General features: G+C 62.2%; 12 protein-coding genes, 3 tRNA genes and 1 CRISPR repeat array (1 of these 16 running past the window's edge). Of the genes, 5 read left to right on the top strand and 10 right to left on the bottom strand.

The features are described 5' to 3' along the window. The 6 genes from JC616_RS19250 to fdnG all read right to left on the bottom strand — a co-directional run bounded on the left by JC616_RS19250 (position 1) and on the right by fdnG (position 7,032). Positions 1-369 carry a response regulator gene (locus JC616_RS19250; protein WP_048409685.1) on the bottom strand — a complete coding sequence of 123 codons (369 nt, stop codon included), beginning with the start codon at positions 367-369 and terminating at the stop codon, positions 1-3. 17 nt (positions 370-386) lie between these two features. After that, positions 387-1,394, bottom strand: a complete 1,008-nt coding sequence (locus JC616_RS19245; RefSeq protein ID WP_146176705.1) for a hypothetical protein — start codon at positions 1,392-1,394, stop codon at positions 387-389. A gap of 147 nt (positions 1,395-1,541) precedes the next feature. Next, the gene (fdhE, locus tag JC616_RS19240; protein ID WP_227104862.1) at positions 1,542-2,468 is read right to left on the bottom strand and encodes a formate dehydrogenase accessory protein FdhE; all 927 of its coding nucleotides are present in this window, start codon (positions 2,466-2,468) and stop codon (positions 1,542-1,544) included. After that, on the bottom strand, positions 2,465-3,094 hold the full coding sequence (locus JC616_RS19235; RefSeq protein ID WP_107800488.1) for a formate dehydrogenase subunit gamma: 630 nt from the start codon (positions 3,092-3,094) through the stop codon (positions 2,465-2,467). The genes fdhE and JC616_RS19235 overlap by 4 nt, the downstream gene beginning before the upstream one ends. Continuing rightward, entirely contained in the window at positions 3,091-3,966 is an 876-nt protein-coding gene (fdxH, locus tag JC616_RS19230) for a formate dehydrogenase subunit beta (protein WP_107800487.1), read from the bottom strand. Before fdxH ends, JC616_RS19235 begins: the two co-directional genes overlap by 4 nt. A gap of 9 nt (positions 3,967-3,975) precedes the next feature. After that, complete coding sequence (gene fdnG, locus JC616_RS19225) at positions 3,976-7,032, bottom strand: formate dehydrogenase-N subunit alpha (protein ID WP_146176704.1); 3,057 nt, start codon at positions 7,030-7,032, stop codon at positions 3,976-3,978. A gap of 137 nt (positions 7,033-7,169) precedes the next feature. Between fdnG and fdhD the strand changes: the two genes are divergently transcribed. From fdhD to JC616_RS19210, 3 genes are all read left to right on the top strand, one after another. Further along, on the top strand, positions 7,170-7,979 hold the full coding sequence (gene fdhD / locus JC616_RS19220) for a formate dehydrogenase accessory sulfurtransferase FdhD (protein ID WP_227104860.1): 810 nt from the start codon (positions 7,170-7,172) through the stop codon (positions 7,977-7,979). Between the two features lie 217 nt (positions 7,980-8,196). Next, a complete protein-coding gene (locus JC616_RS19215) occupies positions 8,197-9,423 on the top strand; it encodes an aspartate kinase (protein ID WP_227104858.1) in 1,227 nt (408 codons plus the stop codon). A 61-nt stretch (positions 9,424-9,484) separates the two neighbouring features. After that, positions 9,485-9,578 (top strand) — tRNA-Ser (locus JC616_RS19210). Positions 9,579-10,010: 432 nt separating this feature from the next. On the opposite strand, the gene JC616_RS19205 is transcribed toward JC616_RS19210, so the two are convergent. Both JC616_RS19205 and JC616_RS19200 read right to left on the bottom strand, forming a co-directional pair. After that, the gene (locus JC616_RS19205; protein WP_227104855.1) at positions 10,011-10,310 is read right to left on the bottom strand and encodes a hypothetical protein; all 300 of its coding nucleotides are present in this window, start codon (positions 10,308-10,310) and stop codon (positions 10,011-10,013) included. A gap of 291 nt (positions 10,311-10,601) precedes the next feature. Continuing rightward, entirely contained in the window at positions 10,602-10,835 is a 234-nt protein-coding gene (locus tag JC616_RS19200; RefSeq protein WP_227104853.1) for a helix-turn-helix domain-containing protein, read from the bottom strand. A 1,156-nt stretch (positions 10,836-11,991) separates the two neighbouring features. Between JC616_RS19200 and JC616_RS19195 the strand changes: the two genes are divergently transcribed. Continuing rightward, positions 11,992-12,068, top strand: a tRNA-Arg gene (locus JC616_RS19195). 6 nt (positions 12,069-12,074) lie between these two features. After that, positions 12,075-12,149: transfer RNA gene (locus JC616_RS19190), tRNA-Glu, on the top strand. Positions 12,150-12,289: 140 nt separating this feature from the next. Here JC616_RS19190 and JC616_RS19185 read toward each other — a convergent pair. Together JC616_RS19185 and JC616_RS19180 are read right to left on the bottom strand one after the other, a co-directional pair. Next, positions 12,290-13,249 carry a bifunctional helix-turn-helix transcriptional regulator/GNAT family N-acetyltransferase gene (locus JC616_RS19185; protein ID WP_227104851.1) on the bottom strand — a complete coding sequence of 320 codons (960 nt, stop codon included), beginning with the start codon at positions 13,247-13,249 and terminating at the stop codon, positions 12,290-12,292. Between the two features lie 79 nt (positions 13,250-13,328). Continuing rightward, positions 13,329-16,007 carry a TonB-dependent receptor plug domain-containing protein gene (locus JC616_RS19180; RefSeq protein WP_227104849.1) on the bottom strand — a complete coding sequence of 893 codons (2,679 nt, stop codon included), beginning with the start codon at positions 16,005-16,007 and terminating at the stop codon, positions 13,329-13,331. Positions 16,008-16,157: 150 nt separating this feature from the next. After that, positions 16,158-16,366: direct repeats of the CRISPR family, unit length 28 nt (it continues 723 nt past the right edge of the window).

The raw sequence follows: 16,366 nt of genomic DNA, 5'->3' as shown, positions 1-16,366 counted from the left end.
TCAGGGTAGGATCAATTTGGAAACGGCGGTCAACAGCACCGGCGGCTGGAAGGGTTTGACCACCCAGGCCTTGGCCCCGGCGGCCTTGCCTTCCTGCTTCTTTTCCTCGGAGGATTCCGTGGTCAGCATGATGACCGGAGTGAATTTGTAATTGGGATGGACCTTGATATTGCGCAGCAGCGCGATGCCGTCCATCAACGGCATGTTCACATCGGAGACGATCAAATGGACTTTGCGTCCGTCCAGCACGTCAAGGGCTTCCTGGCCGTTGGCGGCCTCCAGCACCTCATAGCCCGCGCCGGCGAGCGTCATGCGAACCACCTGCCGCAGGCTGGCCGAGTCATCGACGATGAGTATGGTCTTGGCCATCTGGAACATTCCCCGGATCAAAAGAAAGTGATGTTGTTTTGCTTATTGCCCGATTCCGCTTGGTCGCTGCTGTGCAGGACGCGCTGCTCATGGGTGGTATAGCTGTTTTTCAAGGCGTCCAGCCAGGCGGCGGTGTCCGGCGGCGTCGGCCGACGCTCGGTGTCCACCAGCGCCTGGCTGAAGACGCTCTCCAGCCGGCGCATATCGTTCTGCACCCCGCTGAGGATTTGGTCGACCCTGTCCTGGAATTGCAGCTGCACCAGAATGTCTTCCAGCGCTTGCTGCAAGGATTGGGATTGGACGGCCTCGTCGTCCGGCGCGGCTTCTTCCGCCGGCGCGGAGGCGTCGGCGGCGTTCAGCGGCGCGTGCGGCCGCAGCGGCTCGTGCGCCATCTGCGCCAGGCTGTCCATGGCCTTGTCGATCTGGTTCTGCAGCCGGGACAGCTGTTCCAGCGTGTCGCTGCCCAATTGCTCCATGCTTTGCTCGCCGTCCAGCTGGTGGCCGCTGACCAGGCTGCGCACCAAGTTCTGCAGGGTGTTGGCCGATTGGCCCAGGGTGTGCAGGTGGATGGCGAGATCGGTCTGTTGCCGGGTGGCGTTCTGCAATAGCTGCAGCATGTGCTTGAGCCGGCTCTCCGCCTGGGCCAGCGCCGCCTGGTCGGTGTGTTCGCCCGGCTTGGGCACCGCGCCGCCCACTTGGCGCAGTATGCCGTCGAAGCGCAAGGTCAGTCGGTTGGCGGCGTCGTCCATCTGCTCCTTGCCCAAGGAGATGTGGCCGGCCCACAAGGGCAGCAAGGCGCAGACGTGGCTGGCGAAGCCCTGCCAGTATTCGTCCGGAGTCGGGGCCGGCTCCGCGGCGGCGGCCGGCGCCGGCCAGAACAGGACCAGCGCCAGCGCGGCGCAGCTGAGCGCCAGTCCGGCCCAAAGCAGCGGATGCCCCCAGAACAGCCAGCAGAGGACGCCGCCATTGATGGCCAGGCCCAGCAACAGGCGGTTTCTTGGCGTCAGAGGCGGGAGCAGGACCATGTCGATCAACCGGGATGGAAAAAAGTCATACCTTTTTTGTAGTTGTTGGTTTTTTCTTATGCAAACGGACGGCGCGGCCAAAGCGCTCGCCGACGCCATGAAAAAAGCCTCCGTGTAGGAGGCTTGGGGGACCTTGGGAGCGGGGGCTTAGCCGGGAAACAGCAGCGGATTGACCCCGCTGCGGGCGAAGCCGCGCTGCTCCAGCTGCTGGTCCAGCGCCAGCGTGGCCAGATCGTCGGCCGCCGGCTCGGCGTCCAGGTCCTTGTCCAGCGCCAGGATCTTCAGATAGCTGCCACAGTCGCCGCAGCTTTCGCCGCGCACCGCGGCCTGCTGGCTGTCGCCTTGCTCCAGCGACCAGTAGCCGATGTCGCGGGTCGCCTCGCAATTGCTGCACTTGGCGCGCACCAGATGCCATTCGCTCTCGCACAGGCTGCAATGCAGATAGCGCAGGCCGGACTCGTTGCCGAGGCGCACCACGCTGGCCACCGGCGGCATCGCGCACACCGGGCACAGGTGGCGGGCGTCGTCGGGCTCGGCCACCGCCGTCACCTGCAGTTGCGCGGCCAGCTGGCTGAAGTAGACCGACAGCGCCGCCCACAGCAAGGGCGCGCGCGCCGAGCCGACGGCGGCGAAGTCGCCGTCCAGCAGCGCGCGGGCGGCGCTTTCCAGCGCGGCGTCGTCCGTCTGTTCCAGCTCGCGCGCCATCTGGCCGGCGGGGCCGGGCAGGGCGGCGAGCTCCGCGCACAGCGCGCGCAGCAGATTGCGCCAGACCGGATCGCGCGGCCAGGCGGCGGCGCCCAGCGGCGGCAGGCCGTGCTCGGCGCAATGATGGAAGTAATCGCCGCGCGGCGGCAGCGTCACCGGCTGTTCGCGCACCAGGCGGTGCTGAGCCGCGGCGATGCGGGCGGCGAAGGCCAGATAGGCCGCCATCGGGTGGCCGTCGGCCAGCGCCGTCAGGCGCCGGCTGCGGGCCAGATAGCGTTCGGCGGGCTGGGGCAGCAATAACGGCGGGATCTCTCCCGCCGCGGTTTGCAGCCGGCCAGCCTCGTCCAGGGGGACGATGCGTATGCTCATGGCTTGTTCTTGTCTCCGGTCATTTCACGGTACCAGCGCGGATGATGCTTCTTGGCCCAGGCATGGGTGACCACGCCTTCCACCATCGCCCGTATCGTGCCGCGCACCCAGATGGCGGCGTAGACGTGGACGATGATGCCGGCGATCAGGATCAGCGCGCTCCAGGCGTGCAGGAGCAGGGCCACGCGGATCACCGGGATGGGGAAGTACATCGCGAAGTACGGCCGCCACATGATGAAGCCGGTGCACACCAGCACCAGCATGCAGCCGGTCATCAGCCAGAACATGCCTTTCTGGCCGCCGTTGTACTTGCCGATGTCGCCGACCTCGTGGCCGGACAGCACCGACTTCACCGCCATCATCCACTTCACGTCTTCCTTGTCCAGGAAGTTGTGATGCCAGTAGCGCAGGAATTGGCGCGCGAAGCCGACGAACATCAGCACCCCGACGAAGGGGTGGATGATGCGCGCCAGCTGCGGCGTGCCGAACACGCCGGTCAGCCAGAAGAAGGCCGGGTAAAAGAAGGCCAGGCCGGAAATCGCCAACAGCACGAAGCACACCGCCACGATCCAGTGGTTGACGCGTTCCGCCGCGCTGTAGCGCTTGATCAGCTTTTCCTTGCTCATGCCTTTTCCTCCTCTTCCTCTTCCGCCTTATTGGGGCCGACGCCGATGTAGTGGAAGAAGCCGAACAAGACCGAAGCCGCCAGGCCGATGGTGGACAGCGGCTTGAGGATGCCCTTCCACAGGCTGACCACCGGGCTGATCTTGGGATCCTTGGCCAGGCCGGAATACAGCTCCGGCTTGTCGGCGTGGTGCAGCACGTACATCACGTGGGTGCCGCCCACGCCTTCCGGATCGTACAGCCCGGCGTTGGCGTAGCCGCGGGTCTTCAGCTCTTCCACCCGGTCATGGGCGTAGGCCTGCATATCGGACTTGGTGCCGAAGCGAATGGCTCCGGTGGGACAGGTCTTCACGCAGGCCGGCTCCTGGCCCACCATCACCCGGTCGGAACACAAGGTGCATTTATACGCCTTGTTGTCCTTCTGGTTGATGCGCGGCACATTGAACGGACAGCCGGAGATGCAATAGCCGCAGCCGATGCAGTGCTCGGACTGGAAATCCACGATGCCGTTGGCGTACTGGATGATGGCCCCCGGCGACGGACAGGCCTTCAGACAGCCCGGGTCGGCGCAGTGCATGCAGCCGTCCTTGCGGATCAGCCATTCCAGCTTGCCGCTTTCCTCCACCTCGCTGTAGCGCATCACCGTCCAGCTGTGGGCGGTGAGATCGGCCGGGTTGTCGTAGACGCCGACGTTGCTGCCCACTTCGTCGCGGATGTCGTTCCACTCCGAGCAGGCCACCTGACAGGCCTTGCAGCCTATGCAGGTGGACACGTCGATCAGCTTGGCCACCTCGGCCTTGTAATCTCGCACCACCGGCGGCTGGGTGGGGCTGGCGGAGCGGCGCAGGATATCTTGCGATTGCAGTGATGACATGGTCGCTCCTTATACTTTCTCGACGTTGACCAGGAAGGACTTGAATTCCGGCGTCTGGGTGTTGGCGTCGCCTACAAACGGCGTCAGCGTGTTGGCGCTGAAGCCTTTCTTGGCCACCCCTTCATAACCCCAGTGAATCGGAATCCCGACCTGGTGCACCGTCTTGCCGCCCGACTGCAGCGCGCGGATGCGCTTGGTCACCACCGCCTTGGCCTTGATGTAGCCGCGCTTGGACGACACTTTCACCGTGTCGCCGTGGGCGATGCCTTTCTCCTTGGCCAGCGCCTCGCCGATTTCCACGAACTGCTCCGGCTGGGCGATCGCGTTCAGCCGCGCGTGCTTGGTCCAGCCGTGGAAGTGCTCGGTCAGCCGGTAAGTGGTGGCCGCGTACGGGAAGGCGTCGTGCTTGCCCATCTGCTCGCGGTCCGCCGGGAACACCCGCGCCGCCGGATTGGACACCACCTTGGGATGCAGCGGGTTGGTGCCCAGCGGCGTTTCGAACGGCTCGTAGTGCTCGGGGAAGGGGCCTTCGGCCATCTTGTCGAGCGCGAACAGCCGCCCCAGACCCTCGGCCTGCATGATGAAGGGGCCCATGGCGCTGCCGGGCGGCTCGTCGGCCTTGAAGTCCGGCACGTCGATGCCTGTCCATTTTTCGCCGTTCCACTTGATCAGCGTCCGCTTCTTGTCCCAGGGCGTGCCGTCCGGCTTACAGGAAGCGCGGTTGTACAGCACGCGGCGGTTGGCCGGCCACGCCCAGGCCCAGCCCAGGGTATTGCCCAGCCCGGACGGATCGCTGTTGTCGCGGCGCGCCATCTGATTGCCGGCCTGGGTCCAGCTGCCGGCGAAGATCCAACAGCCGGAAGCGGTGCTGCCGTCGGCCTGCAACAGCGCGAAGCCGGACAGCTGCTCGCCTTTCTTGGCCAGGAACTGTCCCGGGTTCTTGGGATCCGGGATGTCCGCCAGCGCCTTGCCGTTGAGCTCCTTGGCCAGTTCCTCCGGCTTGGGCTCGTGCGGATCGCCGTAAGCCCAGGACAGGCTCATGATGGCCTCGGCGTTCTTGCCGCCGTCCTTGGCGTACTGCGCCTTCAGGCGGGTGAAGATGCCGGCCAGGATTTCCGCGTCGGTGATGGCTTCGCCCGGCGCGTCCGCGCCTTTCCAGTGCCATTGCAGCCAGCGTCCGGAATTGACCACCGCGCCGTCTTCCTCGGCGAAACAGGTGGTGGGCAGACGGAACACCTCGGTCTGGATTTCCGCGGTCTTCACATCGTTCTGCTCGCCGTGGTTTTTCCAGAAAGTGGAGGTGTCGGTGGCCAGCGGGTCCATGATCACCAGGTATTTCAGCTTGGAAAGCGAGGCCACCACCTTGTTCTTGTCCGGGAAGGCCAGGATGGGGTTGAAGCCTTGGCAGAAATAGCCGTTGATCTTGCCCTGATGCATCAGCTCGAAGTACTGCAGCACGTCGTAGCTCTTGTCCCACTTGGGCAGCCAGTCGTAGCCCCACTGGTTGTCTGCGGTGGCCTTGTCGCCCCACATCGCCTTCATCAGCGAAACGAAGAACTTGGGATAGTTCTGCCAGTAGTTCATCTGCCCGTCGGCCAGCGGCTTGCTGGTGTACTTGCTCAGATAGGACTCCAGCGTGGGCTCCTTCTCCGAGGGCATGTTCAGATAGCCCGGCAAGCTGGTGGACAGCAGGCCGATATCGGTCAGACCCTGGATGTTGGAGTGGCCGCGCAGCGCGTTGACCCCGCCGCCGGCCATGCCCATATTGCCCAGCAGCAGCTGGATCATCGCCATGGTGCGGATGTTCTGCGAGCCGATGGAGTGTTGCGTCCAGCCCAGCGCGTACAGGAAGGAAGTGGTCTTGTCGTGGGCGCCGGTTTCCGCCAGGTATTCGCAGACCTTGAGGAAGGCGTCCTTGGGCGTGCCGCAGAGGGTTTCCACCATTTCCGGCGTGTAACGGGCCACGTGCTCGCGCATCAGATTGATCACGCAGCGCGGGTCGGACAGGCTGTCGTCGCGCTTGGCCATGCCCTTGTCGTCCAGCTGGTAGGTCCAGGTGGATTTGTCGTAGCTGTGCTTGTCGGCGTTGTAGCCGGAGAACAGGCCGTCGTCGAACTTGAAGTCCGGGTTCACCAAGAGCGCGGCATTGGTGTATGCCAGCGTGTATTCCTTATTGTACTTGCCGGTTTGCAGCAGGTAGCGGATCACGCCGGACAGGAACGCAATGTCCGTGCCGGTGCGGATGGGGGCGTAATAATCCGCCACCGAGGCCGTGCGGGTGAAGCGCGGATCGATGACGATCAGCTTCGCCTTGTTGCGGGTCTTGGCCTCAATCGCCCAGCGGAAACCCACCGGGTGCGCCTCGGCCGCATTGCCGCCCATGACGACGATGAGGTTGGCGTTCTTGATGTCGACCCAATGGTTTGTCATGGCACCGCGACCAAATGTTGGGGCAAGACTTGCCACCGTTGGTCCGTGTCATACACGCGCCTGGTTGTCGACCGCCAGCAGCCCCAGGCTGCGGGTGAATTTGTGGGTCAGCCAGCCGGCCTCGTTGCTGGACGCGGAAGCGGCCAGGAAACCCGTGGTCAGCCAGCGGTTGACGGTGACGCCGTCCGCGTTCTTCTCGACGAAGTTGGCGTCGCGGTCGCGCTTCATATGGGCGGCGATGCGCTCGAAGGCCTCGTCCCAGCTGATGCGTTTGTATTCGTTGGAGCCCGCTTCGCGCACTTCCGGGTAGCGCAGGCGGTTGGGGCTGTGGATGAAGTCGATCAGGCCGGCGCCCTTGGGACAGAGCGCGCCGCGATTGACCGGATGGTCCGGATCGCCTTCAATGTGGAAAATATCGGCTTTGGCGTTCTTGGCGCCGTCGCCCAGGCTGTACATCAAGATGCCACAGCCCACCGAACAGTATGGACAGGTATTCCGGGTTTCCGTCGCGCGCAGCAATTTATAGCTGCGGGTGTCGGCCAGCGCGGTCTCGGGCATGAAGCCCAGGGTCGCGATGGTGGTGCCTGCCATGCCGCCGGCGCAGAGCTTGAAAAACTGCCGTCTGCTGACTTGCATGGGTTTGTCTCCTTGGGGTTGAACTGGGCGCGTCCCTGACCCACCAAGGACGCGTTGCTCACTCACAGCGGAAAATCTATTATCGCCCTAGGTATCAATTAGTACAAACTATTGCAGTGAATGGCAGGCCACATTTTATGAAAAAAACCGAAGCGCTGGAGCAGGCGGCGCTTGAGCTCGGCATTGTCGATTGCCGTCACGGCGGCGCCCAGGCCAGGCAGGACTGGGTGGCGGTGGAAACCCCGGTGGCGCTGGTGTACAACGGCCTCTCCCACGTGGTGATGATGGCCAGCCCGCGGGAGCTGGAAGACTTTGCGTTGGGCTTCAGTCTGGCCGAAGGCATCGTCTCCCATCCAGGCGAGATCTACGGCATCGACATCGTTCCGGGCGAACGCGGCGTGGAAGCGCGCATCGATCTGGCCTCGGCCCGCTTCATGGCCTTGAAGGAGCGCCGCCGCCAGCTGGCCGGCCGCACCGGTTGCGGCCTGTGCGGCGTGGAACAGCTGGCCGAAATCCACCGGCCGCTGCCGCCGCTGCCGGTCACCCAAAACTTCAGCCTGGACGCGCTGGCGCGCGCCTTGCCGGTGCTGCAGCAGGCGCAAAGCCTGTCCCAGGCCACCGCCTGCGCCCACGCCGCCGGCTGGGTGACGCCGCAGGGCGAACTTCTGCACCTTAGCGAGGACGTGGGTCGCCACGTGGCGCTGGACAAGCTGATCGGCGCGCGCGCGCGCCAGGGCTGGCGCGATGGCGCGGTCATCGTCACCAGCCGCGCCAGCTATGAAATGGCGCAGAAGGCCGCCGCCGCCGGCATCGAGATCCTGATCGCGCTGTCCGCGCCCACCTCGCTGGCGGTGGAGATGGCCGCGCGCTACGGCCTGACCCTGATCGGCTTCGCCGGCCACGGCCGCGCCAATCTGTACAGCTGCCCCGAACGTTTGCGCATGTAATCCAACAGAAATATTCTGCCAGTAAACGGCATGGCAGCCGTGGATTGATGCCGGCAAGCATCGCAGCGTCGGCAGCTTGCGCCGCGCAGTGCCGGCTGGGGCTGGCCGCGGGTTTTGCGTTGCAGCATCCGCGGAGAATTCCGCCTTGCAATTCTGGCCAGGATAGGGTCAGAATCGAAGCTCGACATTTCAACCCTTTCGAATATAAGAAACAAGCATGGCACTCATCGTACAAAAGTACGGCGGCACTTCGGTTGGAACCACCGAACGGATCAAGAACGTTGCCCGCCGTGTCGCCAAGTGGAAGTCGCAGGGACATGATGTCGTGGTGGTGGTGTCCGCCATGAGCGGCGAAACCAACCGCCTCATCGCCCTGGCAAAGGAGATTCAGGACTATCCGGACCCGCGCGAGCTGGACGTGGTGATATCCACCGGCGAGCAAGTCACCATCGGCCTGCTGGCCATGGCGCTGAAGGAAATCGGCGTGCCGGCCAAGAGCTACTGCGGCTGGCAGGTGAAGCTGGTCACCGACAACGCCCACACCAAGGCCCGCATCCAGGAGATAGACGACGCCGCGATGCGTTCCGACCTCAATGAAGGCCGCGTCGTCATCGTCGCCGGCTTCCAGGGCGTGGACGAGGACGGCGACATCACCACGCTGGGCCGCGGCGGCTCGGACACCTCCGCCGTGGCGCTGGCCGCCGCGCTGAAGGCCGACGAATGCCAGATCTACACTGATGTGGACGGCGTTTACACCACCGATCCGCGCGTGGTGCCGGAAGCGCGCCGCCTGAAGACCGTCACGTTCGAGGAAATGATCGAAATGGCGTCGCTGGGCTCCAAGGTGCTGCAGATCCGCTCGGTGGAGTTCGCCGGCAAGTACAAGGTTCGTTTGCGCGTGCTCTCCAGCTTCGAAGACGAAGGCGAAGGCACCCTGATTACGTATGAGGAAGATGAAAGCATGGAAAAGGCCGTTGTCGCAGGCATCGCATTTGACCGTAACGAAGCGCGCATCAACGTCAAGGGCGTGCCGGACAAGCCTGGCATCGCCTACCAGATTCTGGGGCCGATCGCCGATGCCAATATCGAAGTGGACATGATCATCCAGAACGTGGGCGAAAACGGCGCGACCGATTTCTCCTTCACCGTGCCGCGCGGCGAATTTCAGCGCGCGCTGACCATCCTGCGTGAAGTGCAGACCCATATCGGCGCCGCCAAGATCGACGCCGACGACAAGGTGGCCAAGATCTCCATCGTGGGCGTGGGCATGCGTTCGCACTGCGGCATCGCCTCCACCATGTTCCGCACCCTGGCGGAAGAGGGCATCAATATCCAGATGATCTCCACCTCGGAAATCAAGGTGTCGGTGCTGTTGGACGAGAAGTATCTGGAGCTGGCGGTTCGCGTTTTGCATAAAGTTTTCGGGCTGGACCAGCCGGCGTAAATAATTTCGGATACACGCTTGACAGGGGGCGCAGCGCTAATTAATATGGCGCTCTCTGAACGGAGAAATGGCCGAGTGGTCGAAGGCACTTCCCTGCTAAGGAAGCATACGGGCTTAAACCTGTATCGAGGGTTCGAATCCCTCTTTCTCCGCCAGTTCGCATTAAGCCCTTGATTGGAAACAGTCGAGGGCTTTTTTGCGTCCTAGCGGCCCGAACCTCATCGTTAGATTCCTGAAGCGGATCAACAAGACCAAGAGCTTCCTAGAAGCGTAACCGTCTCTGCGAAAACGCGATCAATCCATTTGACCTAGATAAAACTAGTCGAGACACGCCCTCGAGCGGTTTGCGCGGCAATTCCCGATTGCCTCTGTGTATTGGGGAAAAGGGGTGTCTTCCATCGGCTGGAGGATGGAGGCGGATGAATTCGATTGATGGCCGGAAGCAGGTGGGAGATCCGCTCCGGCCATTTTGTCGCTTGCTCATGCTGCTATTCAAACTGCCAAGGGGGCTGAATAGTTTCCTCTGTTTCAGTCACCGCCACTTCCTGTCCGGTAGCGTAATGGCGCTAGAGCAGACGCCCGACCCGCTAATCCGCCAGCGACGCGCTGCCCGGTGCGCTGGTCTTCTTTCGCCATGGCTCGGATGGCTTGAGCAGGTAGTTGGCGTATACGTAGCGCCAGGGCACGACTGCATAGAAGACGATCAGCAAGGGAATCCAGCCCAGATTGGCTTCGGTAAAGGGTTCTATGCGCCCGCTGCGCCACTGGGGAATGGCTACCAACACCACCCACAGGGTTTTCCAGATCATTTCCCATAGCAGCACCGGGAGCATTTGCAGCGGGTAGCGCACGCCAAATAGGGTTAACAGCCAAAAGGCCAAGAGCATGTGGTCCACCACGGTTCTAGTGGGAACCGCCGGGGTATGGGGACTCAAGATATTAGGTAGCAGGGAGACTCCAAATCCGACGGCGATAAACAGATACAGGCCTCTCAAGCAGTTCAGGCGAAATAGTGAAATGTCTTGCATTTTATCTTTCTCCATGAAAATGACCCATTTGGGCGAGTGGATACAGCTTGCTTCGGACGCCGTTCGATTTGGCGGGCGCTTGCTACTGGCGCTACTGGCCCGCCAGATGGAACTGGCCAAGGCCCGGCGCGTAAACAGATGGCTTAAGCTTTATTTTGGAACGGCTTGATCTTCCTTAGTGCTGGCCGCATAGTCCAGCAAGTCGCCCGGCTGACATTGCAAGGCTTCACAAATTGCTTCCAAGGTCGAGAACCTGATGGCGCGGGCTTTTCCGGTTTTGAGGATGGAAAGATTCGCCAGGGTGATGTCTACACGGTCCGCAAGCTTGCTCAAAGTCATTCTTCGCTCATGCAACAGGGCATCGAGCTTTACCAGAATAGCCATGGCTTATACGGTTCCTTCCAAATCGATACGCATTTTCGTTCCTGCATCAAATACTCGCGCCAGAATAAACAGCAGCAATACAGATAGCCATCCATCGACCGAAGGGCTCCACCCAATGTCCAACGGGTAGGTCATGGATACGCTTGCGCAAACCGCGCCGACGGCAAGGTTGAGAATTTGTATGGCGAGCAGCGCCCAAGCAATGGCTTGCAGCCGGGCGGCGCGATAAAGCTGGCAAGCAAAAGTGCCCCAATTCCCATGCCGAATATGAGGTTCAGGCTGAGCAGGGCGCGCAAGACCAGGCGGGTCGTAGACAAAAGGTTCGGACGGCTAGGCATCATTTCCTCCTCCTGGGTTTATTGTTAAACGATAAATAGGACATTGGTATTCTGCAGGAAATTTATCGTTGTCGATAATCTTGCTTGAGCTTGTCGCAACCAGGGAACAGGTAAGGAGGGAACGGCTCCGGTCTAGGTCGCTGCGGCGACCCGTCGAACGGGGGCCAACTTGCTCAATGACCGGGTACAGCTTTTCTTTGCGGAACAGGGCATGGGGATCATCCGCATCCGCAGGCGCCGCTTCTGCAGTCTGGCCAATTTGGCCATGCGTGCATTTTCTCCCAGGGGGAACGGAGTGAACCGCCATCAAAAGCCGCTGAAAGCCTTTCATTAACAAGGCCATCAGCTGGATTCGATTGAGGGGTTAAAGCTGATGAAACTTGTACCTTGGTTGGACGTTTGAATCAGCCGAAAACATCCAAATTGAATACTTTTGGTCTAGCTTGCCAGGGCACTTCGTCGAGCAGCGAGTAGCCGCCGCTATCCCCATACCTGCCATCGCCATCGGCGAACCGGAAGGATGCCCACACGCCATACCCAAAATGAACCGTACAAATGAGAATCGGCGGGTAGCGCTTGCTCTAGGCCGGGCGGGGAAAATTGCGAGTTTTGTTGAGTCAGGCATGGCTTTATGAAAATTTTCTCCATTTTGCGGGTTTGGAAAAATTTCAGAGCAAGCTGTTGACAAGGTCCAGTAAAGGACACATACTGTGCGCCTCTTGATCGACAGCACAGCAAGCGCTGCTGCTAGAGAATTCAAGGGTTTGGTTGTTTGAGAGCGGGTATTTTCACGAATCCCTCTTTCTAAGCCAATCAGCGCACCCGTAGCTCAGTTGGATAGAGTATCTGGCTACGAACCAGAGGGTCGGGCGTTCGAATCGCTCCGGGTGCGCCACTTGCTGTCCCTATAGTTTAGCGGTTAGAACACCGCCCTTTCACGGCGGTAGCCGGGGTTCGATTCCCCGTGGGGACGCCAGATTCAGAAAAACCCATCGCGCAAGCGGTGGGTTTTTTGCATTTCTAATGCTGTTTATCCGGCAGTGAGCCCCATCGGCACCATCACCACACGGGACCGCTGTTTCTAAGCGGCCCATCCGGCAGAAGCACGGCGCGCGGCTAGCTTTTGGCGGGCCGTGTAAAACACTGCTCCACCACCTGTTCGCCCCAGCGCGCTCCTGGGCGCTCCTCGCTCAAGACAAAGCCGAAGGCCTCGTACAAATGCCGCGCCGCCAGCAAGCCCTGGAAGGTCCACAGCCGGACGGCGAGGCGCTGCTGATCGCAAAACGCCATCGCCTGTTCCATCATGCGGCGGCCAAGACCGCTGCCGCGCGCCTCCTCGTCCAGAATGAACCAGCGCAGCTGCGCCTGCCCCGGCGCGTCCGGCTCCGCCGCAATCACCAATGAACCGATGATGCGGCCGTTGCGCAAGGCCAGCCACAGCTGATTGCCGGGCTGGCTCAGGCGGCCGAGGAAATCGGCCAGGCCGGTGGCCACCTGCCGTTCGAAGAAAGCGCCGAAGCCGGCGTGGGCGTGGTAATAGCGCGCATGCATGGCGACAATGCTGCCCAGCGCGCCGCAACGGTAACCGGTTTCAATGGCGATGGGCGCCGCGGCCGGCGGCGTGTGCTCGGCGTGCCTGGCTTCCAGCGCCGCCGCATAGCAATTCAGGCCTTGTTCCACCTGCCGCTGCTGCTCCGCCGACAGGTGGACGAGGGCGCCGCCCACCTGGCCGCGTCCGTAGTCCTGCAACTGCGCGAACAGCTGCTGGCCGGATGGGCTCAAGGCCAGCAGCTTGGTCCGGCCGTCGCTGGGGCTGGCCTGCTCCAGCAGCTCGCCGCCCTGCGTCAGTTTGCGCACCAGCCGGCTTACCGTGGATTTTTCCAGCTGCAGCTTGTCCGCCAACTGGCTGGCGGACAAGCTGCCGGCCAGGCCGATCTCCACCACCGCATGCACGGCGGAAGCGGAGTGCCGGCTCATGGCCAGGGTGCTGCGCATGAAACCCAGCTCGCGCACGATGCGCCGCGAGGCGGAGCGGATCTGGTCGATGACAAGCTGCGGCGGCGGTGTAGGGTTCATGCGCGCTCTCCTGTGGTAATGGTTGTAACATACAACTAAATAGTTGCTTATTACAATAAATCGTGAGCGCGCCAGCCGTTCAGAACTTGTGATTCACCTCCACCCACCACTGGCGTCCATAGGGCAGATAACTGCCCACCGGGTAGTAGGGCCAGTTGCTGGTATCGTCGCGCTTGATGGTGTCCAGCACATTGTTGACGATGAGCCCCACCGAAGTCTGCTTGCTCCATTGATACTGAGTGCTGAAATTGGCCAGTACCGTGGGCGTCAGATTGCCATTGCCGCTGGCCTTGGGAATCTTGCCGTAGCGGGTCAGCAGCACGGTGGACGACCAGGAGCCGATGTCCCAGCTCAGGCTGGTGTCCAGCTTGTCCGGCCAATCGGTGTTTTCCGGGTCGTTCAACATATTCTTTTCCACATCGCCGGCAAACTGCTGGTAAGTGTGCTTCAGCACCTTGGTGTAATTGGCTTTCAGCAGGAAGCTGCCCCAGTTGGCGGTTTTCCAGCGCAGCTTGCCGGCGATGTCGAAACCGCTGGTGCGCTCGCTGGCCGCATTGATTGGGTTGACCACGATCTGCTTGATCGCGCCCGGATTGATCAAGGCATTGGCCGGATTGCGCTGCACTCGGCGCAATGTGTCCTGGCACAGCTGGGACGACGCGTCCAGCACGCCGGCGCGGCACTGCGCCTCGTCGCGCAACAGCTTGTCGCCGCTCAGGTCGGTGACCAGATCATTGATGGCGATGTCCCAGTAATCCACCGAAATATCCGCGCTGCTGCTGGGCGACCACACAAAGCCGAAGCCGTAGGACTTGCCGTTTTCCGGCTTCAGTTCGGCGTTGCCGTTCTTCACGTAGTCCGCGCCCGGCGACATGCTTTTGTAGTCGCAGCTGGCCAAGGGTTGGTCGGCCTGGGCGCAACGCCAGTAATCGGTGCTGGACGAGTAATAGCCGCGGCTCTGGGTCAGGAACAGATAATTCATGTCCGGCGCACGGAAGCTGGTGGCGTAACTGCCGCGCAGCAGCAAGCTGTTCAGCGGCCGGAACGCCAGGCCGGCGCCGTAAGTGAACTTGCCGGCGCTGCTGTCCGGCAGCTGGTAGCGGTCGTAACGGCCGGATAGCGTCAGGTCCAGCCGCTTCAACACCGGGATGAACAACTCGCCGCCCAGCGCCTGGCGCGAGCGGGCGCCGCCGGCGTGCACGGCCGGCGAGGTGTTGTAGAAAGCGCCCTGATTGATCAGCGGGTCCGGATCGTTGCTGAAGCCCTGGCTGCCCCATTCCAGCGTGCCGGCCAGCTTCACCGCGCCGGCCGGCAGCTTGAACAACTCGCCACTGCCGCTCAGGCTGAGTGCCTGCAGCCAGGACTTGTTCTGGCTCACCGAGCGCCCGGCGATGCTGTCGAACTCCGCCTGCGTCAGCTGGCGGTTGAACGGCCCGGCCGACGGCGCGTAAATCGGCACCCCCTTGGCGTCCACGCCCTGCTGCTGGCCCAGGAAGAAACTGTCTGCATTGGCCAGCAGCCGCGGCGCGATGTTCTGGCTGGTGTAGATGGACGCGTTGTAAGCGGCTTCGTAACTCCAGCTGCTGTCCGGCACCGTGCCGCGCAGGCCGAAAGTCAGGTTGGCCGCCACATCGTCCCACTTGCGGTTGTAGCGGCTGGCGCCGCCCATCTCCTCCGGCGACAGCAAGCGGCTCCAGACCTCGTAGCGGCCGCTGTTCTGGTTCAGGAAATAGCCGCCGTTGCCGGCGGCCGAGGTCCAGCTGGGGCCGCGGGTGTTGTTCTCGCTGTGGTTGAAGGCCAGCAGCGCGTCGCTGAACAACTCCAGGTGATCGTTGAGCGCGTAATTCAGGCTCAGATAACCGTTCTGGCTCTGGTTGGCGGTCTGCACCGTCCAGTAGGAGGCCCTGGCCAGCGGGCTGGCGCAGACATTGCTCTTGCTGCTGCGGTAAGCGCGCACGCTGCCGGCGTACAAGCCGCCCAGCGCGCCGCAAGCCGCGCCGGGGTCGATGAACTTGCCGCTGCTCACATCCTTCTGCGACCACACCGTGGTGGGCGCCGCGCCGTTGACGGTGTTGTCCGCCATGAAGCCGCGCTGGCGCGACCAGATCGGGTTGCGCTGGCTCAACTCCAGCGCATAGACCAGATTCAGCTTGTCCCAGCTCTTGCCGCCGCTCAGCTGCAGGCGCAGGTTTTCGCCGCCATGATGCTCGCTGCCGCCGGCCTTGACGTTGACCGTGGTGCCGTTGGCCTTCTTCTTCAGGATCACATTGACCACGCCGGCGATGGCGTCCGAGCCGTAAATCGCCGACGCGCCGCCGTTGAGCACCTCGATGCGCTCAATCATCGCCGCCGGGATATTGGCCAGATTGACGAAGTTGACCGAGCCCTCGTAAGCCACCGGGTAATCGGCGATGCGGCGGCCGTTGAGCAAGGTCAGCGTATGGTTGGGCCCCAGCCCGCGCAGGCTGATGGCGTTGGCGGCCGGGGTGAAGGTATTGCCGAAATCCGCGCCCTGAGTGAAGCCGGTGTTCTGCGCCAGATTGTTCAGCGCGTCGTAAACATTGGTGTAACCCTGTTTTTCGATATCGGCGCCGCTCAGCACCGTGACCCCGGTGGGGCCTTCCTTGCCGGCGCGCGCAATGCGCGACCCGGTAATGGTGACGCTGTCCAGCGTGTTGCCGTCGGCGGCCAGCGCCGGCAAGGCTTGCCCTGCCAAGGCCAGCGCCAGCGCGGAGAGGGTGAAATGTGGATATGCCATCGCGGAATGCCGGCTGTGCCGGCCCTTTATTGATTTTGGAAAACAAAATCTAGCATGATTGCATATATGTTAAAAATCTGGAAAATTAGATTGTTATTCAAATTGAGAATAACGTGATTGGAAGGATTGCGGGGGAGGGGTTGGGGATGCTTTCTAGGCTGCCCATCCGGCAGAGAACCTGTACCGAACTCAGCACGGTGAGCCCTTCGCTTTCTAAGCTGCCCATCCGGCAGAGAACGTTTGCCAAGGCCGCCGACAGACTGGGCGCGGTTTTCTAAGCAGCCCATCCGGCAGAGAACAAGCGGTGGGTTGCTGGCGTTGGCCGTGGTGATTTCTAAGCTGCCCATCCGGCAGAGAAC

This window comes from Chromobacterium rhizoryzae (assembly GCF_020544465.1).
Taxonomy (GTDB): Bacteria; Pseudomonadota; Gammaproteobacteria; order Burkholderiales; family Chromobacteriaceae; genus Chromobacterium.
This window is presented reverse-complemented; position numbering and strand designations above follow the sequence as displayed.